The organism is Peribacillus glennii (assembly GCF_003429105.1).
Taxonomy (GTDB): Bacteria; Bacillota; Bacilli; order Bacillales; family DSM-1321; genus Peribacillus; species Peribacillus glennii.
In genome coordinates, this window is the sequence record NZ_QVTD01000003.1 from 897,276 (window position 1) to 914,616 (window position 17,341).

The 17,341-nt window shown below is 43.5% G+C and carries 18 protein-coding genes; 6 read left to right on the top strand and 12 right to left on the bottom strand.

The window, feature by feature from the left end; translation table 11 throughout:
• Positions 1-18: 18 nt before the first annotated feature.
• On the bottom strand, positions 19-696 hold the full coding sequence (locus D0466_RS05750) for an MOSC domain-containing protein (RefSeq protein ID WP_117321570.1): 678 nt from the start codon (positions 694-696) through the stop codon (positions 19-21).
• 375 nt (positions 697-1,071) lie between these two features.
• Positions 1,072-1,299 (bottom strand): putative holin-like toxin, encoded by a 228-nt coding sequence (locus D0466_RS23595; protein ID WP_407675607.1) that lies wholly within the window; start codon positions 1,297-1,299, stop codon positions 1,072-1,074.
• Between the two features lie 259 nt (positions 1,300-1,558).
• Between D0466_RS23595 and mscL the strand changes: the two genes are divergently transcribed.
• Positions 1,559-2,014: a large conductance mechanosensitive channel protein MscL gene (gene mscL, locus D0466_RS05755; protein WP_117321571.1), complete on the top strand. Its 456-nt coding sequence runs from the start codon at positions 1,559-1,561 to the stop codon at positions 2,012-2,014.
• 123 nt (positions 2,015-2,137) lie between these two features.
• On the opposite strand, the gene D0466_RS05760 is transcribed toward mscL, so the two are convergent.
• The 3 genes from D0466_RS05760 to ku form a co-directional block, all read right to left on the bottom strand.
• Positions 2,138-3,793: a glycerol-3-phosphate dehydrogenase/oxidase gene (locus D0466_RS05760; RefSeq protein WP_117321572.1), complete on the bottom strand. Its 1,656-nt coding sequence runs from the start codon at positions 3,791-3,793 to the stop codon at positions 2,138-2,140.
• A gap of 24 nt (positions 3,794-3,817) precedes the next feature.
• Positions 3,818-4,432, bottom strand: a complete 615-nt coding sequence (locus D0466_RS05765) for a phosphatase PAP2 family protein (RefSeq protein WP_158555845.1) — start codon at positions 4,430-4,432, stop codon at positions 3,818-3,820.
• A 214-nt stretch (positions 4,433-4,646) separates the two neighbouring features.
• Positions 4,647-5,489: a non-homologous end joining protein Ku gene (gene ku, locus D0466_RS05770; RefSeq protein ID WP_117321574.1), complete on the bottom strand. Its 843-nt coding sequence runs from the start codon at positions 5,487-5,489 to the stop codon at positions 4,647-4,649.
• Positions 5,490-5,646: 157 nt separating this feature from the next.
• On the opposite strand from ku, the gene D0466_RS05775 reads away from it, so the two are divergent.
• Complete coding sequence (locus tag D0466_RS05775) at positions 5,647-7,485, top strand: DNA ligase D (RefSeq protein WP_117321575.1); 1,839 nt, start codon at positions 5,647-5,649, stop codon at positions 7,483-7,485.
• Between the two features lie 139 nt (positions 7,486-7,624).
• On the opposite strand, the gene dapF is transcribed toward D0466_RS05775, so the two are convergent.
• Complete coding sequence (dapF, locus tag D0466_RS05780) at positions 7,625-8,611, bottom strand: diaminopimelate epimerase (RefSeq protein ID WP_117321576.1); 987 nt, start codon at positions 8,609-8,611, stop codon at positions 7,625-7,627.
• Positions 8,612-8,736: 125 nt separating this feature from the next.
• Between dapF and D0466_RS05785 the strand changes: the two genes are divergently transcribed.
• The gene (locus D0466_RS05785; protein ID WP_117321577.1) at positions 8,737-9,021 is read left to right on the top strand and encodes a hypothetical protein; all 285 of its coding nucleotides are present in this window, start codon (positions 8,737-8,739) and stop codon (positions 9,019-9,021) included.
• Positions 9,022-9,116: 95 nt separating this feature from the next.
• Here the strand turns inward: D0466_RS05785 and D0466_RS05790 are convergent, their stop codons facing one another.
• The 5 genes from D0466_RS05790 to D0466_RS05810 form a co-directional block, all read right to left on the bottom strand.
• Positions 9,117-10,418 (bottom strand): NCS2 family permease, encoded by a 1,302-nt coding sequence (locus D0466_RS05790; protein ID WP_117321578.1) that lies wholly within the window; start codon positions 10,416-10,418, stop codon positions 9,117-9,119.
• 125 nt (positions 10,419-10,543) lie between these two features.
• Positions 10,544-11,107: a beta-class carbonic anhydrase gene (locus tag D0466_RS05795; RefSeq protein WP_117321579.1), complete on the bottom strand. Its 564-nt coding sequence runs from the start codon at positions 11,105-11,107 to the stop codon at positions 10,544-10,546.
• Between the two features lie 92 nt (positions 11,108-11,199).
• Positions 11,200-12,003, bottom strand: coding sequence for a hypothetical protein (locus D0466_RS05800; RefSeq protein WP_117321580.1), 804 nt, complete (start codon positions 12,001-12,003; stop codon positions 11,200-11,202).
• A gap of 240 nt (positions 12,004-12,243) precedes the next feature.
• Complete coding sequence (locus D0466_RS05805; RefSeq protein ID WP_117321581.1) at positions 12,244-13,233, bottom strand: helix-turn-helix transcriptional regulator; 990 nt, start codon at positions 13,231-13,233, stop codon at positions 12,244-12,246.
• 125 nt (positions 13,234-13,358) lie between these two features.
• A complete protein-coding gene (locus tag D0466_RS05810; protein WP_117321582.1) occupies positions 13,359-13,679 on the bottom strand; it encodes a DUF4870 domain-containing protein in 321 nt (106 codons plus the stop codon).
• Between the two features lie 167 nt (positions 13,680-13,846).
• On the opposite strand from D0466_RS05810, the gene D0466_RS05815 reads away from it, so the two are divergent.
• Both D0466_RS05815 and D0466_RS05820 read left to right on the top strand, forming a co-directional pair.
• On the top strand, positions 13,847-14,629 hold the full coding sequence (locus tag D0466_RS05815; RefSeq protein ID WP_117321583.1) for an undecaprenyl-diphosphate phosphatase: 783 nt from the start codon (positions 13,847-13,849) through the stop codon (positions 14,627-14,629).
• A 324-nt stretch (positions 14,630-14,953) separates the two neighbouring features.
• The gene (locus D0466_RS05820) at positions 14,954-15,514 is read left to right on the top strand and encodes a GNAT family N-acetyltransferase (protein WP_117321584.1); all 561 of its coding nucleotides are present in this window, start codon (positions 14,954-14,956) and stop codon (positions 15,512-15,514) included.
• A 284-nt stretch (positions 15,515-15,798) separates the two neighbouring features.
• Here D0466_RS05820 and D0466_RS05825 read toward each other — a convergent pair whose 3' ends face one another.
• The gene (locus D0466_RS05825) at positions 15,799-15,951 is read right to left on the bottom strand and encodes a YflJ family protein (protein ID WP_117321585.1); all 153 of its coding nucleotides are present in this window, start codon (positions 15,949-15,951) and stop codon (positions 15,799-15,801) included.
• Between the two features lie 245 nt (positions 15,952-16,196).
• On the opposite strand from D0466_RS05825, the gene D0466_RS05830 reads away from it, so the two are divergent.
• Positions 16,197-17,291: a mechanosensitive ion channel family protein gene (locus tag D0466_RS05830; RefSeq protein ID WP_117321586.1), complete on the top strand. Its 1,095-nt coding sequence runs from the start codon at positions 16,197-16,199 to the stop codon at positions 17,289-17,291.
• The last annotated feature ends 50 nt before the right edge of the window (positions 17,292-17,341 follow it).

A 17,341-nucleotide genomic window follows, 5' to 3' on the forward strand; every position in this document is an offset into this window, starting at 1 on the left:
AGGCTGATGATACCCCGATCAGCCTTTTTTTCGGGGATCAGCCCTGATTGATTTTTTTAACAGGGCTTCCCGTTTCAATGATGCTTTGTTTTTCCACACCTCAGCAAGTTCGTCAATGTCCAGAAGCTTTTCCAACCCTGCCAGACCATCCTTATCATGGAAAAGAACCTGATTGCCATACAGTACGCTTACCTTATCCTGCACCCTTTCCACTAACTCGATTGAGTCCCGGACGGAAACCATACCTTCCTCAAGCACCCTTGCAAAATAACCGGTAAAAGCTGTTTCAAGGATATTTTTCAAGAATTCCCGCTCTTTATTAAAATATGAAATGGTCGCACACGGAATACGGCCTTGTGTAATTTGGACGATGGATTCCCCAATTTTAAATATATCACCTATGTATACATCTTCTTCCTTCATTCCCGTAACAGTCAAATTTTCGCCAAAGGCAGGGATAGGAAGCCTTTTCCCGAAGACCTCTTCCCACATGGAATAATGCTCATAAGCATAAAAACAGATCACCCGGTCGGGTCCGCCGTGATTTTTCCTGTTCCCCACTCCATCTCCCTTAATTATTTCTTTTGTAACCATTGCACTTTCTACCGGCTTCTTAGTGATTGCTGTGTTGAGCTGTGCCCCCGAATGGATTTGCAGTTGCGGCCTCCCTATTTGAAAAGAAACAATCGATCTCATATCACTTTCCCCTTCTTTTTCAAAAGATTAATGTAATTATACAAAAATTCAGCCAATTAAAGATAGCAATCTTTATGCATGTCGTGACAGACTAAGAATCTTATGGTATCCTAATGATAGAAATGCGAGTAGAAAACACGCCGTTTGGCGAGCCTATATGGTGAACAAAGAGGCATAGCCCTGACCCAAAGAGCGCGGCGCTTCAGCCTGTATTCTGCTTTATACAGTAAGAAAACGCAACCTTCTTATTTCATACAATAAGAAAGCCGTAAATGTGCCAGCATTTACGGCTTTACGGCAGACCATCCCTTGAATCAGGGCTCGGCCTATAATAGAATGGTTAGACCTCCCACTTGCGTAAAGGCCAAGAGAGGTCTATTTTCTATGTTGGAAAGTCAGAATGGCGATGACGAGAGTAGCAAATGAAAACATGGCCATTAAGGTTTCGAAAATAGTCAGAAGCCTCACCCCCTTTCCGGGGTTAGTGGCCGACCCCCCTCGGGTTTGTGCTGCCGCATCTCTATTATAGCACAACGGTCGATATTTTCCGAACACTTGTTCTATTTTGCTTAAATAATGACTTTTGCCCCATAAAAAAGCCATAAAATACTTGAATAATAAAATTAATTATCTGAAAATTGTTGCTCTTTAAAAAAAAGATATGTTAAAATAAGATTACAATATATAGTTGAAACACCACCACATTCGCCTATATATTGATTGTAAAAAATTAGATTTCCTCTTCTCTCGCTCTATTATTAGGGCGGCTTTTTTTTTGCCGGCATAATTGGTAGAGTAAAAATGTTAGGGAATGTTAGTACACAATAATGCCTTATTTATTTGGCAGAAAGGCAGGTTAAAGGTGTTCACAGAATTCAAGAAATTCATTATGAGAGGAAACGTACTGGACCTGGCAATCGGGGTGGTGATCGGTGCGGCGTTCAACAAGATCGTTGATTCAACGGTGAATGATATTTTGATGCCGCCAATCGGGCTGATTGTCGGCAAAGTCGACTTCAGCAATCTGTACATAAACCTGTCGGATAAAGATTACAGCTCGCTTGCCGCAGCCCGGGAAGCCGGCGCGGCTACCATCAATTACGGACTGTTCATTAACAACGTCCTTAACTTTTTAATTATTTCCTTCGTCATCTTCCTTTTAATAAGACAGGTCAACCGTTTTCATAAGAAGGAAGAGCCAAAAGCAGCCGAAACAAAAAAATGCCCTGAATGCATCTCGGACATTCCCGTAGTTGCCAAGCGGTGCCCGGCTTGTACATCCTATTTATCAAATGATGAAGGTGAAACGGTGGTTTAAAGATAACAGGGGGCAAATGCCTCCTGTTTTAGTTGGTTTTTATGAAGTTTAAAAAAATTTACCATAAAGCTGTAGTTCAATTATGCCTTTTAACTTTAGTTTTTCAAGACAATCAATAGTTTTCTAACCGGAAGGGGTTTCCGCAGCTTGGATTTCAGTATCCGTTTCCTTTTCATACTGTTGTTTTCTGCTTTCATCCCAGCCAAACCTGTCCTGCATATAATCCATGACCCCGCGTTTCCACTGTTTGGCTCCGTGTATATTAAACAGGATTGCTCCTGTCCGTCTCATTAAGAAATCTACCGGTGTGGCGGCGTTTTCTTCTTCAATCGCATATACCAGCATGGCGAAAACTTGGACGGGAAGCAAATATTTTTCAGCTTCTTTTCCTCTTTCTTGGATTATTCTGTAAACCTTGCTCACATTGGTTCCATACATTTGAGCGAGTTCACGGGCTGCCTCATTGCTTAACCCCGCTTCCCTTCCAAACGCTGCCTGTGTTTGTATAAAACTGTTAAACTGATGTGAACCGCCCATATCACCGCCTGAGATTGGGAGAGACTTTGTGTGGCAGTTGTCAAACTTGATCCCGTATTGCTGTCCAAATTGCTTTGCAACCGTATCCAACACGGTTTCTGCCATCTTGCGGTATCCCGTAAGTTTACCTCCGGCAATGGTGATCAATCCTGAATCGGACACCCATATTTCGTCTTTCCGGGAAATCTCTGAGGGCCCCTTGCCTTCCTCCAGTATCAAAGGACGGACACCGGCCCAACTGGATTCTACATCCGACTCTGTAATCCCGGCCTCAGGAAACATATATTGGATCGCTTTGATAATATAAGCCCGGTCATCGATGGTCATTTTTGCATCAGCCGGGTCTCCTTCATAAAACGTATCGGTTGTCCCGACATACGCTTTACCTGCACGGGGAATCGCAAAAATCATCCTTCCGTCCTGAGTATCAAAGTAGACAGCCTGTTTTAACGGAAACCGCGATTGGTCAATAACGACATGGGCTCCCTTTGTCAGCTGTAGCGCTTTGCCGTGTTTGGAATGATCTTTTTCCCGAAGCAGGTCGCCCCATGGTCCGGCCGCGTTAATGATTTTTTTCGCCCTTACCGTAATCCGCCCGCCGTACAAAAGGTCCTCTACGACAGCTCCGGCCACCTTATCCCCATTGTAAATAAAATCAATCACTTTCCCATAATTTAATAAGTGCGCTCCCATTTCTGATGCTTTTTTAGCGACCTCGATCGTCAGCCGTGCATCATCTGTACGGTACTCTACATAATAGCCTCCGCCAGCAAGGCCTTCCTTTCTGATAAGCGGCTCTTTATCAATGGTTTCAGCCGCCGACAACATCGCGCGCCGTTCTGCCCGTTTGACCCCTGCAAGGAAATCATAAACGCGCAAACCTATTGACGTGGTCCATCTGCCAAATGTGCCCCCGGTATGGAAAGGCAGCAGCATCCATTCTGGTGAAGTGACATGGGGGCCGTTTTCGTAAACCACCGCCCGCTCTTTCCCTACTTCAGCCACCATGGCTGCTTCAAATTGCTTAAGATAGCGCAGCCCTCCATGGACAAGCTTCGTGGAGCGGCTTGAGGTGCCTGCCGCGAAATCCTGCATTTCTGCCAATGCTACTTTCATTCCGCGTGTCGCAGCATCAAGGGCGATTCCTGATCCGGTAATGCCCCCTCCGATTACTAGCAAATCGAATTCTTCCGATTGTAGCTTTTTGAGTTTCTCTTTCCGTTGTAAATTCGAAAACCTCATTGCAAAGCTCCTCCTCAGGTATCTCTACTTGTTGTACGACCCTTTTATCCCCTGACTCTCCTTTGCCTTTTTTAAAAGGTATTCCCCATAACGAAACAAAAGCCCGCATATGGTAAGCCATGCGCCGCCTGCGGCAAATCCGGCAATCACATCGCTAGGGTAATGGACGCCTAAATAAATCCTGCTTAAACCAATAAGGAAAATGATTAAAGCACAAAATCCTCCAAACAACCAATCCAGATAAACAGGTGTTGAAATTTTCACGAGAATAATAGCCAAGGCTCCATAAAATATAAACGATCCCATTGAATGTCCACTGGGAAAACTAAAGCCATGTTCTACGATGATTGGATAAATATCCGGCCGTTCCCTCTTAAAGATCCATTTTAACAGCATGTTGAACAGCCCGCCTGCCGTAGAAGAAAAAAGTAGAAAGACGGCGAATCGTTTCTTGTGCATGAGCACAAGCAGTATCGAGATTCCCAATGTGGCAAACGTCAGCCATGTCTTGGAACCGAAATAGGTAATCACCTTCATGGCGGATGTAAGACGGTCGGAAACCAGACCCTGCACAAATTGAATGATGGCTGAATCAAACCTAACCAGTTCATTTTCTCTTAATTCTTCTACAATCCCCAAGAAAACAACTATGTATGATATGAATAATATTGCTATAAAAAGAAAATAACCGATTGTTTTATTTTTCAGAAAAACCACCCCAACCATGGAATCATGATACTCATTTGTTTGAAATATACCTCATCGATTGCCTTGTAAACAAGGATACATACTTTTTATAAAAGAAAATAAATGATCCAGAGCTCCCTTTACTAGGCCCTGGATCTGTTTGGCATTAAGCTTCCTTTCTTTTGGCCGGAGTCTTTTTGCGGGCTACCCTCTTCTTTGCTGCTGGCTTCTCCGGCTTGGTCCTGTCGATGGATGCCTGGAGTGCAGCCATTAAATCCGTTACTTTGGCAGCAGCCGGAGTATCCCGTTCTTTCGGCGTGATTGTCCTGCCTTCTTTTTTGGATTCAATAAGCTCCAATAAAGCGGTCCGGTAATCATCATTGTATTTGCCCGGATCAAATTCCGTCGTTAACTGGTCAATCAGCATAATTGCCGTATCGAGTTCTTTGTCCGTCACATTCTCCCCCGCCGGAACATTGGGTACATCCGCTACGGAGCGAACTTCATCAGGATAATGGATGGTTTCCATCAGCAATGTATTTTCCACAACCCGGATAACCGCCATTTGCTCTTTAGCCCTTATAATTATTTTGGCCAGGCCAACCTTTTTCGATTGTTCCAGAGCAGCCCGAAGAAGGGAATATGCCTTCACGCCGCCTTCGTTAGGGGACATATAGTAGCTTTTGTTAAAGTAGATCGGATCTATTTCTTCCATCTTGACGAAATCAATAATTTCAACAGCCCGTTCTTCATTTACCTTTTTCAATTCCTCTAATTCTTCATCGTCGATGACGACAAACTTGCCTTTTGTATATTCAAAAGCACGGACGATGTCTTCGCTTCCTACTTCTTTTTCACAAACGGGGCAGACTTTTTCGTATTTGATCGGGGAATGGCATTCCTTATGGAGCGTCCTGAGCGAAATGTCTTTATTCTCTGTTGCCGCATGCAGCTTAATCGGTATGTTTACTAACCCAAAACTGATGCTTCCCTTCCACATAGTATGCACGTTTTCACCTCTTCCTGTAAAAATAGTGTCCCATATAGCATATTTTTTCTTTCCCGCCTTAAAATAACTCATAAAAACAATTGGTAATGGCCGAGTCTTGTTGCGGCACAATGTTCGTATCATTTTACATACAGAAAGAGTGATCCAGGTGAAACCAATGCTTCCCACCTATCAAGCTGAGGCTCCTGCCGGAAAGCCATGGGGCTATGAGGTAAAATATGACGGGTTCCGGGCGATATTGAGCATCCATCTCAATAAAATCCGGCTAATCAGCCGGAACGGCAAAGAATTGCTTGCTGCGTTCCCGGAAATTGAACAGTTCATCGAAGAAATAAAGCCAGCGCTTAAGAACTTCCTGCCTGTGACACTTGATGGCGAACTCGTCTGGCTCTCTAATCCGTTAAGTTCCGACTTTATGCATTTGCAATGGAGAGGACGGCTGAAGACAAAACAGCCGATTGAAGAGGCAGCCAGGCTTTCACCTGTCCGCTTTTTGGCCTTCGATCTCCTTTTGCAGGACGGGAAATCGTTGGAATCCCTTCCCTATTCACAACGAAAAAAACAGCTCGGAAAGCTTTGCATGAAACTGAATCTGCCGCTTTCTCCAAATCCGGTCGATGAGTCAATTATACAATTCATACCAATTTATCCTGATTTGCAGGAGTTATCGGAGAAAGTTGTGCTCCATGACGGTGAAGGAATCGTCGCGAAACATGAAAGCAGTTTATGGGAGGAAGGGAAAAGGACGAGCGGCTGGGTTAAAGTAAAAAACTGGAGAACGGCCCAATGCTTTATTACATCAATGAATATTGAAAACGGCTATTTTACCTTAGGTGTTTACAAGGGAAAAGACCTGCTCATTGTTGGACAGGTGAAAAATGGAATAAACCAGCATGAACGCTCAATCCTTCAGCAAATCATTAAACAAAATGCAACGCAAGTGGCTGGCAATGAATACTATATTCATCCTTCGATCTGTTTGGCTGTCAATTTCCTCCATGCCTATGAAGAAGCGGAACTGCGCGAACCTCAATTTAAAGAATTTTTGACAACGGTTAAGCCTGAAGAATGTACATGGGAGCGGTTTACAGAAGGCCAATACACTTTTCCTTCCAATATTCCGGTCACTTCCCCTGACAAGCCAATCTGGAAGTCCCGGGATAAGATCATCACCAAAATTGAGTACCTCCAATATTTGCGTGATGTTTCTTCTTGGTTCTTGCCTCATTTGGAGGGCAAAGAATTGACAACGATCAGGTTCCCGCATGGGACAACCAGTGGCAATGAAAGGTTTTTCCAGAAAAACCGGCCTGAATATGCCCCGGATTTTGTTAAATCCTTTTTGGCAAAGGACGGTAATGATTATATATTATGCAATGATTTGCAAACGCTGATCTGGCTTGGCAACCAGCTGGCCCTGGAATTCCATACGCCATATCAGAGGGCAGGGAAGAACCGGCCGGATGAGCTTGTCCTTGATCTTGATCCCCCCTCGCCCGAGCTTTTTCATTTGGCGGTCAAGGCGGCCACAGAATGCAAAAAAGTCCTTGATTCAATAAAACTTATCGCATTTATCAAGACATCGGGAAACAAAGGGCTTCAAATACATATTCCCCTTCCAGCCGATACGTTCAGCTACCAGGATACACGGATGTTCACCAACTTCCTTGCCGATTTCCTGACAAATGCCCATCCTGAAATTTTTACGGTCGAGCGGCTTAAGAAAAACCGGCAGAACCGGCTGTATCTCGACTTTGTACAGCATAGTGAGGGAAAGACAATCATCTCTCCATACTCCCCGCGCGGGAATGATTTTGGCGGCGTGTCGACACCGCTCTATTGGGAGGAATTATCGCAAGATTTATCTATAAAAGATTACAACGTCTGGACAGTTCCAAAAAGAATCAGGAGTTTAGGCTGCCCATTTTCAGACTATGAACAAGCCAGGGAAGAACAGCCCTTCGCAGAAGTGATGGAGTTTTTGAAGCGTAAATAACGGGGAATTGCTTATAGATTCATTCCCATACTGCTAAAATGCATTTGTTTAAGGGGAACTTAACGTTGCGTACTTCATAAAGGTTTGCTATTGGAACAGTAAAAAAGCCGGTCCATGTTACGCGGGACCGGCTTTTGTATTATCGTTCGTGTAAATACGCCCTAACACCTTGTTGAAATTTAGAATAAAGGCTTGTTTCATCGTCAAAGTTTTCTTTTGACACCGTTGTAAAGTGTGTGGCATTTTGGGGGTCAACCTCAATGGAAGCTTTGTACACATAGGTTCCATTTCCAATCAAATCAATCTTATATCGATCTTCTCCATGGTTATGGTGGACGACGCACTTTACCTTGCCGCCGTTATTGTATACCGAAATTTCTTTTTCCACAGCATTCTGCCCGTTCAGGCATGTCACAAGGGTAGACGCGGACATTGCTGTTCCGCAAGCATTCGTAAACCCTACTCCTCTTTCAAACGTCCGCACAAAAATATGCCCTTCCTCTATTGGTTTTATGAAACTGACGTTGACGCCATCAGGAAATAAATCATTCGGGCCATTCACTTTCCTTGCGATATTTTCCTGGACATCGGAATCAAGGATATCATTGGTCACTATAGATACTAGATGTGGATTCGGTACCGCAAGCGCTGTAAATAATAGCGAATCAGAAAGCTCCGGAAGTTTCCCGTTCAGCAGAGTCTTGCTTTCAATGCGAAGCGGAAGGTCCCCAGTGTTAAACGATACCGGTGAGATCTCCACTTTAAAGGTTGGAATGCCCTCGTAAATATCTTCTGTCTTCTCCACTTCCAGATCAGCCTTCATTGTTTCAATCAACAATTTATCTTTACCAATCACATCATGGGCAAATCTCGCTACACAGCGGAGCCCGTTTCCGCACATGGAGGCTTCCGATCCGTCCGCATTAAAAACGCGCATTCTCGCATCACAGCTTTCACTTTTCAGTACATATAGAATCCCATCGGCACCTATGCCTGTCTCCCGGTTGCACAGAAGCAGAGCAAGGCCCTTTCTTTCTTCCTCTGAAAAACAAAGATCCTTTGTCAGTTCATCGATCAATAAAAAGTCGTTTCCTGAACCATGGCATTTTAACAATTCCAATTGCATGCTTTCACTTCCCTTAAATCCTTTTGGAGTTACAAATTTATGTAAGCTGTTATACTATTCTATTAATTATATATCAAAGCGTTCCGTTCATCTATAATAGCATCTTAAGAAAGGAAGTGCCAGGGATGAAAGTTAAATCTACGTTCAAGAACTATGCGTTTATGTTCGACTTCTTTGTTGAAAGTGTTACTTCCATCGAGAATGAAACGAAAAGGGCTTTTGTAGCAACGAAAGCATATACACTGGATAAACAGCTGCTCTGGGAAGGCCAGGTCCGTGTAGACATGAACGAATTTGGGATTTTCCCATTCCCTGAGGATATCAATTCCATTGAAGGGACAACCACAATGAAAAAAATGCTGCTGGTGGAGCTCAGACGCTACATTAAACCCCAAAAACCTTTTTTATAAACAGAAGAATTACCCCATCAGGATAAAAAGGAGCGACCCTGTAAACAATGGTTTTTTGCCTGTTGCAGCCATTGATTAGGATCGCTCAAAAAAATTCAGCTACTTGCCTGAAAAACAAAATACGCTAAAAATAGTGCAGCAATAATATACAGCACAATGGGAACCTGTTTCCCCTTGCCCTGCACCAGCTTCAAGACTGGATAAAGAATAAATCCGATTGCCATACCATCTGCAATGCTATAGGTGAACGGAATCATCGCGATCACCATGATTGCCGGAATGCTTTCTGACAGGTCATCAAACCTGAGATGCTTGATATTTTGAAGCATTAACATTCCAATTATAATTAATATCGGGGCAATCGCGCTGTCCGGAATGACCTTGAATACCGGAATGAACAGAATGGAAAGGATGAAAAACAGGCCGGTAATCACCGATGTGAATCCCGTCCTTCCGCCTGATGCGACCCCTGCAGCGGTTTCAACCGTTGCAACGGTGGGGCTTGAACCAAAAACGCCGGAGAGCAGGACAGATACCCCGGTTGCCCGAAAGGCCTTTTGATATCGTTCAGGGCGGTTAATACTGGCTACATGGCCGTGTACAAGACCGATATTCTCAAAAATGATGACCATCGCCAGGGAAAATACCGCAATCCAAAATTCGAACTTCCCCATTTCCATAAATGACATGGAAAAGAAAACATGTTGATAGGAAGCGAAATCAAGGCCCCTCCAAGAAAAGCCGGAAAGATCAATCGTGCCAAACACCGATGCAATTATACAGCCTGCTATTATCGTGATCAGGAAGCTTCCTTGTATGTTTTTGATAAATAGCCCCAAGGCAATCACGAGAGTCAATACAGAAACCATCACTTCAGGGTCTCCCAGTTCCCCGAGAGCGATGATCGATGTTTCGCCTTTTGTAATAAGCCCGCCCTTTTCCAATCCAAGCAGCATGAGAAAAAAACCAAGGCCCACTGTAATGGCTTCCTTTAAGGATACGGGAATGGAGTCGCTCAAAACCCTTGAAAACGGGCTGAATGCCACAAGAAGGAAAATGACTCCAGTGATGAAAACAGCCGCCAGGGCACCTTGCCATGACAGACCCATGCTTTCAACCATTGTATAGGAAAACAGCGCATTAATGCCCATTCCCGGAACAAGGATGATCGGCACATTTGACCATAATCCAACAATAATGCAGCTTACAGCGGAAAGCAGGATTGTAGCGAAAATCGCGCCATCCATCGGAAGCCCCGCTTCAGAAAGGATCAATGAATTGACGGCAATTATATATACAATGGTAAAATAGCTGACGGAGCCTGCAAGAATTTCACGCTTGATCGTCGTTCCATTTTCGGATAGCTGAAAGATTCTTTCAAAAAGTGATTTGTCCATGATGTGTCCTCTTGTATGTAATATCCCTCTCCCGCCCGTTTGTACCGGTGACAAACCACACCGTCTGAATCATGCGGATTTCTCTTCAAACATGGATTTTTTACGCAACTGCCATCTTATTCGATTTAGCTTTCGTAGCCATTCACTACTGTATCGAGTTTCCCTGTCTCAGGTGAGATTACCAACCCGTGTACAGCGATATCTTTCGGAATCAACGGATGGTTTTTAATGATTGAAACACTGTTGTTTACACTTTCTGAAACATCATTAAACCCTCGGAGCCAGCTTTTTAAATCGATACCTGAATGCTCCATGGTTTTGATTGTCTCGTTTGAAATGCCGCGGCTGATCATTTTTTCGATCATGGCATCTGCATTTATCGAAGACATGCCGCAATCATAGTGCCCTACCACAAATACCTCCTGGGCTTTCAGCTCGTGGATAGCGACAAGGATGCTTCGCATGGCGCTCCCAAAAGGATGTGAAACGACGGCCCCCGCTGTTTTGATATGCTTGATATCACCATTCTTTAGGTTCATTGCTTTTGGAAGCAATTCCACAAGCCTCGTATCCATACAGCTGATGACGGCCATCTTTTTATCCGGAAATTTGTCCGTTTTGTATTTCTCGTATTGCTGTTCCTCAACAAACTTTTCGTTAAACTCAAGGATTTCACCTAACAATGTCAATCTGAACACCCTTTCCTATGTATTATGTTAGGAAATTATAGCAGACAATTAAAAAAAATACTCCTATGAGCCCTCGGAGAATGCTCGTCCAGTCAATTGGAACGGTGATTTAAAGCAGAAGCGCAGAATCCGAAAACCGCAATTTTTTGCTGTGCTGTCGCCTTTTCATGGAAAGTAAGAATCGGCGTATTCATATCCTTGAACCTTTTCCCCCAGTCAAGCGGCATCCAGCCCTTCTGAAAGGCTGCAACCGGTTTGCCCGCAATTGTTTTTAACTGAAATTCCGTAAGCATCCCGCCTACATTTACAGGTATCCATTCCTGGCCGTCCGCCGAATATATCATTCCCTTTAACCGGAATAAAGATTCCCTGAGGCTTTCTTTATACGACCCAATCAGGTTTCCACTGCCATCCCTCATTGAGAAGGCAGTCCCGATTCCACCTTGCACCGCATATTCAGCGAGTACTTCTCCATTGGCATCAGTTAAGATATACCGCTTCTTCAAAATCATTGAAAGGGAGTTTGGGACCATCCACATAAACCAACTCATATTACGGTCCTTTATTTCGCCAAGCAGCGAGCCGTCCGGGTGAAATAGAAGGACGCGCAAGGTTGGGGCCGGCATGAATGTCAGTAAAATATCCTTCGTTTCCAGCGGCGAGGATGCTGGAGAGGCATATTCCTGGGGTAAATCTTTCATTCGATTTTCATAGATTCGCGCACCGATGGATTGCACAATACTAACGATTAAAAATGGGGCCGTTATGACGATGATATTTCCCTCGAACACATCGCTTGCATGCAGGACAAAAAAAACGACGGCAATGATCAAGGCAATCCAGGAGACATGAAAACACATCCTGGCTGTTTTCTCATAATATGTCCGTATATTCATTTCGTTCTCCTTCATTCAGCTGTGGCTAATATTTAGGTCAATCAGATTAAAAAGGTGAAGCCATTTAAGGCATCAAACCTACTAAAATTTCGACTCTTGTAAAGTATATTCCACTTTACTGAAAGATAGAATGGCAAAACAAAACTGCAGCTAAAGGTGCCAAACAAGCCACTCAATGAGCATGGCCTACAAAAAGACACGTTATCCACCAGCGCCTGTTTTTTGTACGTATTAGGGGTATCAATCCTGATAGACCTTCATCATCTCCATTATTTCGTTTCGTACCCTATTCTGCAGATCGATCGGCGCAAGAACCTTGGCCTCGCTTCCCCAGTTCAACAGCCACTTGACAAGGCCGTCGCTCGCTATTGCCTTCGTCTTAAGGATGAAATGGGCGTCCCCATCCATTGTTATCTCGACTTCCTTGCCGAATTTATCAAGCATCACGTTAACAAGACCGTTAACGCAACGCAGTTTAATCCACTCTTCCGTCCCGGCATACATATGGAAAGTGGACCTGACGTACTTAGGGGCATCAAACGGCTCATATGGATAGGTTTCATCCGTGATTCTGACGTTTCGCAACCGGTCGATCCTGTAGTGGCGGATTTCTTGCCCAGGAAAATAATAAGCGATCAAATAATAAAAATCACTGGCCCAAGTAAGGGCCAGCGGCTTTACTTTGTAGATGCCGCCATTTTTGCTCATTACGAACTTCTTTTCGACGTTGTATCTGCCGTATTGAAAGGTCACGTTCCGCCGTTCTGAAATTGCTTCATGCAAGTCATTAATCGCAAGCCGTACCAGATTGCTCTCGCTTTTGACAGAAGAATCTATCAGGATCTCATTATGAAGCCTTTTGGCATGGTGGATGCTGGTGAGCTCTTTAATTTTCCGGATGAGCTGCCTGGTTTCATCTTTTGTAATGAATTTCGCAGACGCTACCGCATCAATTAGCATCCGCAGTTCATACAATTCAAACAGCCGGTACTGATGGCTGTAAAATTTGGGCATCCCGTCTTTTTCCTGGTTGATTGTTATGTCAAATCCGGCTTCGATCAGGTGCTCGACATCATCCCGCAGTGAATTTCTGTTTAATTTAAGATCCGCACCATGTTCCTGTCTAAACTTGCCCATGATTTCTTCCAGTGTAAGCTCGTGTTCTTCATCCGTTTGGGTCCGAAGGATATCCGCCAGCATTAAAAGCCTGTTTCTGTTATCTACCCGCATGTTCGTTTCCTCCTCAGGGTTTTTTTCATAATACCATTCTAAAAGCGCTCAATAGGCTAGATGTTGTAACAAAGGTAAAACCATTGTTTTAAAACAAAAAGGCACCCTTTTGGGTACCTGATTATTCATAACAAACGTAATATGAATGGTATTCGATAGTCATTTCCTTCATACGCCTTCACCCCGGCAATGATAGTGAAAATAAAACCAACAATGCCTAGTATGGGCAGAATTAAAAAGCCGATTAATATAAAACAAAGTATGGTTGCTATGATTGTGTATAGTGTGTAGGAAATCAAAAAGTTCAAATATTCCCTGCCGTGATAATCGATGAAACGTGAATCTTCTTTTTTCATGAGCCAGATAATGATCGGCCCGATAAATACCGTAAAAAAACTCACGAAATATATGAGTGCCGCCAGCACCCTTTCATCATTGCTTAGCACCGAAAGCTCCCCCTTTCACAGCACTTCCTTACTATATGTATGACAGCGGGTACGGTTTGATTATCCCTTATCTTTTCGCTTACATTTTTTGAATTTTGCACATGTCTTTTTTATACAGGCATACATTTGTGTTAGAAGATTGTCCAACGGGAAAATGAGGTGAGATTTTGTTAAGTGAATTTCAAGCATTCATTCTGGGATTGATTCAGGGGCTGACCGAATTCCTGCCTATTTCAAGTACCGGCCACCTTTATTTGGGGCGCCATCTTTTCCAACTGGACGAAGCGGGCATTTTTCTAGATACGATGCTCCACATCGGCACGCTCCTGGCGCTTGTCGTCGTTTATAAAGAAGAGCTCTTTGGCCTTGTCAAAAACCCTTTTTCCAAAACGATGCTGCTGCTTATCTGCGGGACCATTCCGGCAGTGATCTTCGGTGTCCTATTGAGCGACTTTTTTGATGAGATATCTAAAACAGGTATAACCATTGGTTGGGAATTCCTGGTAACCGGTGTGATGTTATGGTTTGCTGACAGCGTCAAGTCCGGCAGCAAGTCCATGCAGGATATTTCCGTAACAGATGCTTTTATTATCGGCACATTTCAAGCTGCCGCCATCATGCCGGCTTTGTCGCGTTCCGGCCTTACCATTGCTGCAGGCTTATTCTGCCGGTTGGACCGCGCGACGGCCGCCTATTTTTCTTTCCTGCTATCTATTCCGGCGATAGCAGGCGGCATTGTGTTCCAAATGAAACCGCTTCTGAATGGAAGTGCGGAATATATTTCTTTTTCCTCGATGCTTGTGGCCACTCTTTCCGCCGCCATTTTTGGCTATTTTGCGGTGGTCTGGATGATCTCTTTCCTGCAAAAGAAATCACTTAAAATCTTTTCGGTTTATGTATGGTTTCTGGGCACCCTGATACTTGTACTCCAGTCTGCAGGCATATTTTAAAAGCCATTTATCCTAAAAAAAGGATAGGCATTTTGCGATTATAAATAGTGAATAATGCCACATGAAAAACCAGTAGAAATATGACGAAAAAAACAAAAAAAAACCTATTTTCTTTTTCTGAAATTTTTAGTATGATACGTTCGTAAAGAATTTTGCTGTCTATATTGCTTAACACAATAAAAATAGGGAAGGCAAATGGTGCGCCACCGGTTTCCGGTTCTAGTGGGTTCGATTCCCACCCCGAAATTTTTTGATGCATGATTTAAAAAATTTCGAGGGTGGGCAGAATGCACATGAAGACTGCCCTCATGCGGAGGGACGGAAATGTTAAAAAAAAGAGAATTAGTAGATTGTAATCCTCTTTATGAGTTAATGAAGCATCCAGATGTCTTCCCTTTCGTGCGCCATAAAACAGATTCATATGAAGAATATTTATTTGTAACCAAGCAAACGATGGAAGCTGAAGAAAATGGGGAAGTGATTTCCCGCACCATAACAGACGAATGGGGAGCGCCGATCGGCACGATTTCATTGTTTGATGTGGAGGACAATGCCGGATTTCTTGCAACCTGGCTGGGCAAGCCATACCACGGGAAAGGCTATAACTCCCGTGCGAAAGAGGCTTTTTTCAATGAACTTTTCTTTGATCTTGGATTGAAAACTGTGTACATGCGAATCCGCAAGCTCAATCTTCGTTCCATTCACGCGGCAGAAAAATTGCCTTATGTAATGAAAGCGAATGAAACGAGAAAATCCTTATACGATAAGCTTAACCGGGACGGCGAGATTTACGATCTATACGAAATCCCAAAGGACTTGTATAACCTTTATATTCTCAGGCAGGACCATCACCAGGATGAATCGCAGCAACTGCTGGAAGCATAGGAAAGGTCGGTGCATATGCACCGGCTTTTATTTATTGGCCTGGACAAGAAAGGAAAACCGAAACCTTTGCGGCCTGGGCCTGATCCCTCTTTGCTTTCTTTTTTTATCTTTCCTTTATGGTTCTTGATGATCTGCTACGATTTCATCAATCCGAGACCGGTACCCTTGTCCTTAGTAGAGCAAAAGGGTTCTCCAAGAATACGCTAACGCTCGTCCGGCGTCCGCACCCTGTCATCAAATACACTTTGCGTCTCATATATTGATATACTACCATGAGGATTCCATTATTTTTGATTGTTTTCGACAAATTTCTCATACAGATTTCGAAGCACGTACGTCTTATAAAGCTGCAATTTCCGCCTTTCCAGTGGATGCCTCGTAATTCCCGCTTCGACGAGGCGTTGGATGAACCAGCCCTTTGAATAAATATGTGCCATAATTCTCCCCCTTTATTTCCTGGTTATTCATACTTATGAATATAAGGGGAGTCCTATGACAGATTGCCTGCATCTTACGCACCTTTCGACCGGCAAACATTATCCATTAATATACTAATACCAGATTTCACTCTTTAGTGGCATCGATCCTATTTATTTGTTATCCTATTTTACGTGGTTTTCCAATAGACATCTTTCCATTACCTTAGAAAGCTAGGAAACTTACATTCTCAGGAGGTCTTACATTGCCAACAGATTTCATTTACGGAGATATATGGATAAAGATTGGGATATCAATCGGAATATTCCTTTTATTCATCGGTTTACGAAAGGTATTTACCACCTACATATTTAAGTTCTTCCTGCGCTTTGCCGAGAAACGGAACATTCACACAGCAGCCAATATCATGCTTGCCCTGGAAAAACCAATGCGTTGGCTCATTGTGTTAATCGGTGTTTTAATCAGCTTGCGCTACTTTCCATATGAAATCGTCTCAAACGAAACGAAAAAAAAAATATTCCGTTCAGGATTCATTGTGCTGGCAGCCTGGAGCCTTATCAATCTCAGCTCGATCGCAACGTTATTGTTTCCAAAACTCATGAAAAAAATCGATTTTGATGTCGACCAGATTGTACTCCCTTTTATCACCAAAATGGTAAATGTGATTATTTTCGCACTTGCAACCAGCATAGTGGCCGAAGAATGGGGTTATAATGTAAACGGCTTTGTTGCAGGGCTGGGGCTTGGCGGACTAGCATTTGCCCTGGCAGCGAAAGAAACGTTGAGCAACCTTTTTGGCGGCTTAGTGATCGTCACAGAAAAGCCTTTTACAATAGGTGATTGGATCAAAACCCCCAGTGTTGAAGGCATTATTGAGGATATTACATTCCGAAGTACCAAGGTGCGGACATTTGCACAAGCGCTGGTAACTGTCCCAAACTCCACTTTATCGAATGAGCCAATTATAAACTGGTCAAAAATGGGGAAACGCCAGGTGGCATTCCATTTGGGAGTGTCCTATGATACTCCTAAAGCTCAATTGGAACAGGTCATCCGACGGATTGAAAATATGCTTGCCCACCATGAACTGGTGCATCCGGATACAATCTTAGTGAAGTTTGACCAGTTCAGTGATTCCAGCCTTGATATTTATTTATATTTCTTCACAAGCCTGACAGACTTCGCCTCTTACTTAAAAATAAAGGAAGATATCAATTTTAAGATCCTGGGGATTTTGGAAGAAGAAGACGTGCAGCTCGCGTTCCCGACAAGGACGCTGATTGTTCAGACCGAATCAACCGAAACCCAACAAGCCGTTTTTGAAAAATCAAGCAGTTAACAAAAGCTGTCCCCGATGGGGCAGCTTTTCCATTTGAATATGTTATAATT

What these genes read in the sequence shown, in the direction of transcription:
- D0466_RS05750 (WP_117321570.1), bottom strand. Translation starts at nt 696, where the DNA reads ATGAGATCGATTGTTTCTTTTCAAATAGGGAGGCCGCAACTGCAAATC.
- dapF (WP_117321576.1), bottom strand. Translation starts at nt 8,611, where the DNA reads ATGCAATTGGAATTGTTAAAATGCCATGGTTCAGGAAACGACTTTTTA.
- D0466_RS05785 (WP_117321577.1), top strand. Translation starts at nt 8,737, where the DNA reads ATGAAAGTTAAATCTACGTTCAAGAACTATGCGTTTATGTTCGACTTC.
- D0466_RS05790 (WP_117321578.1), bottom strand. Translation starts at nt 10,418, where the DNA reads ATGGACAAATCACTTTTTGAAAGAATCTTTCAGCTATCCGAAAATGGA.
- D0466_RS05775 (WP_117321575.1), top strand. Translation starts at nt 5,647, where the DNA reads ATGCTTCCCACCTATCAAGCTGAGGCTCCTGCCGGAAAGCCATGGGGC.
- D0466_RS23595 (WP_407675607.1), bottom strand. Translation starts at nt 1,299, where the DNA reads ATGGCTTTTTTATGGGGCAAAAGTCATTATTTAAGCAAAATAGAACAA.
- D0466_RS05760 (WP_117321572.1), bottom strand. Translation starts at nt 3,793, where the DNA reads ATGAGGTTTTCGAATTTACAACGGAAAGAGAAACTCAAAAAGCTACAA.
- D0466_RS05805 (WP_117321581.1), bottom strand. Translation starts at nt 13,233, where the DNA reads ATGCGGGTAGATAACAGAAACAGGCTTTTAATGCTGGCGGATATCCTT.
- D0466_RS05825 (WP_117321585.1), bottom strand. Translation starts at nt 15,951, where the DNA reads ATGGCACATATTTATTCAAAGGGCTGGTTCATCCAACGCCTCGTCGAA.
- D0466_RS05820 (WP_117321584.1), top strand. Translation starts at nt 14,954, where the DNA reads ATGTTAAAAAAAAGAGAATTAGTAGATTGTAATCCTCTTTATGAGTTA.
- D0466_RS05800 (WP_117321580.1), bottom strand. Translation starts at nt 12,003, where the DNA reads ATGAATATACGGACATATTATGAGAAAACAGCCAGGATGTGTTTTCAT.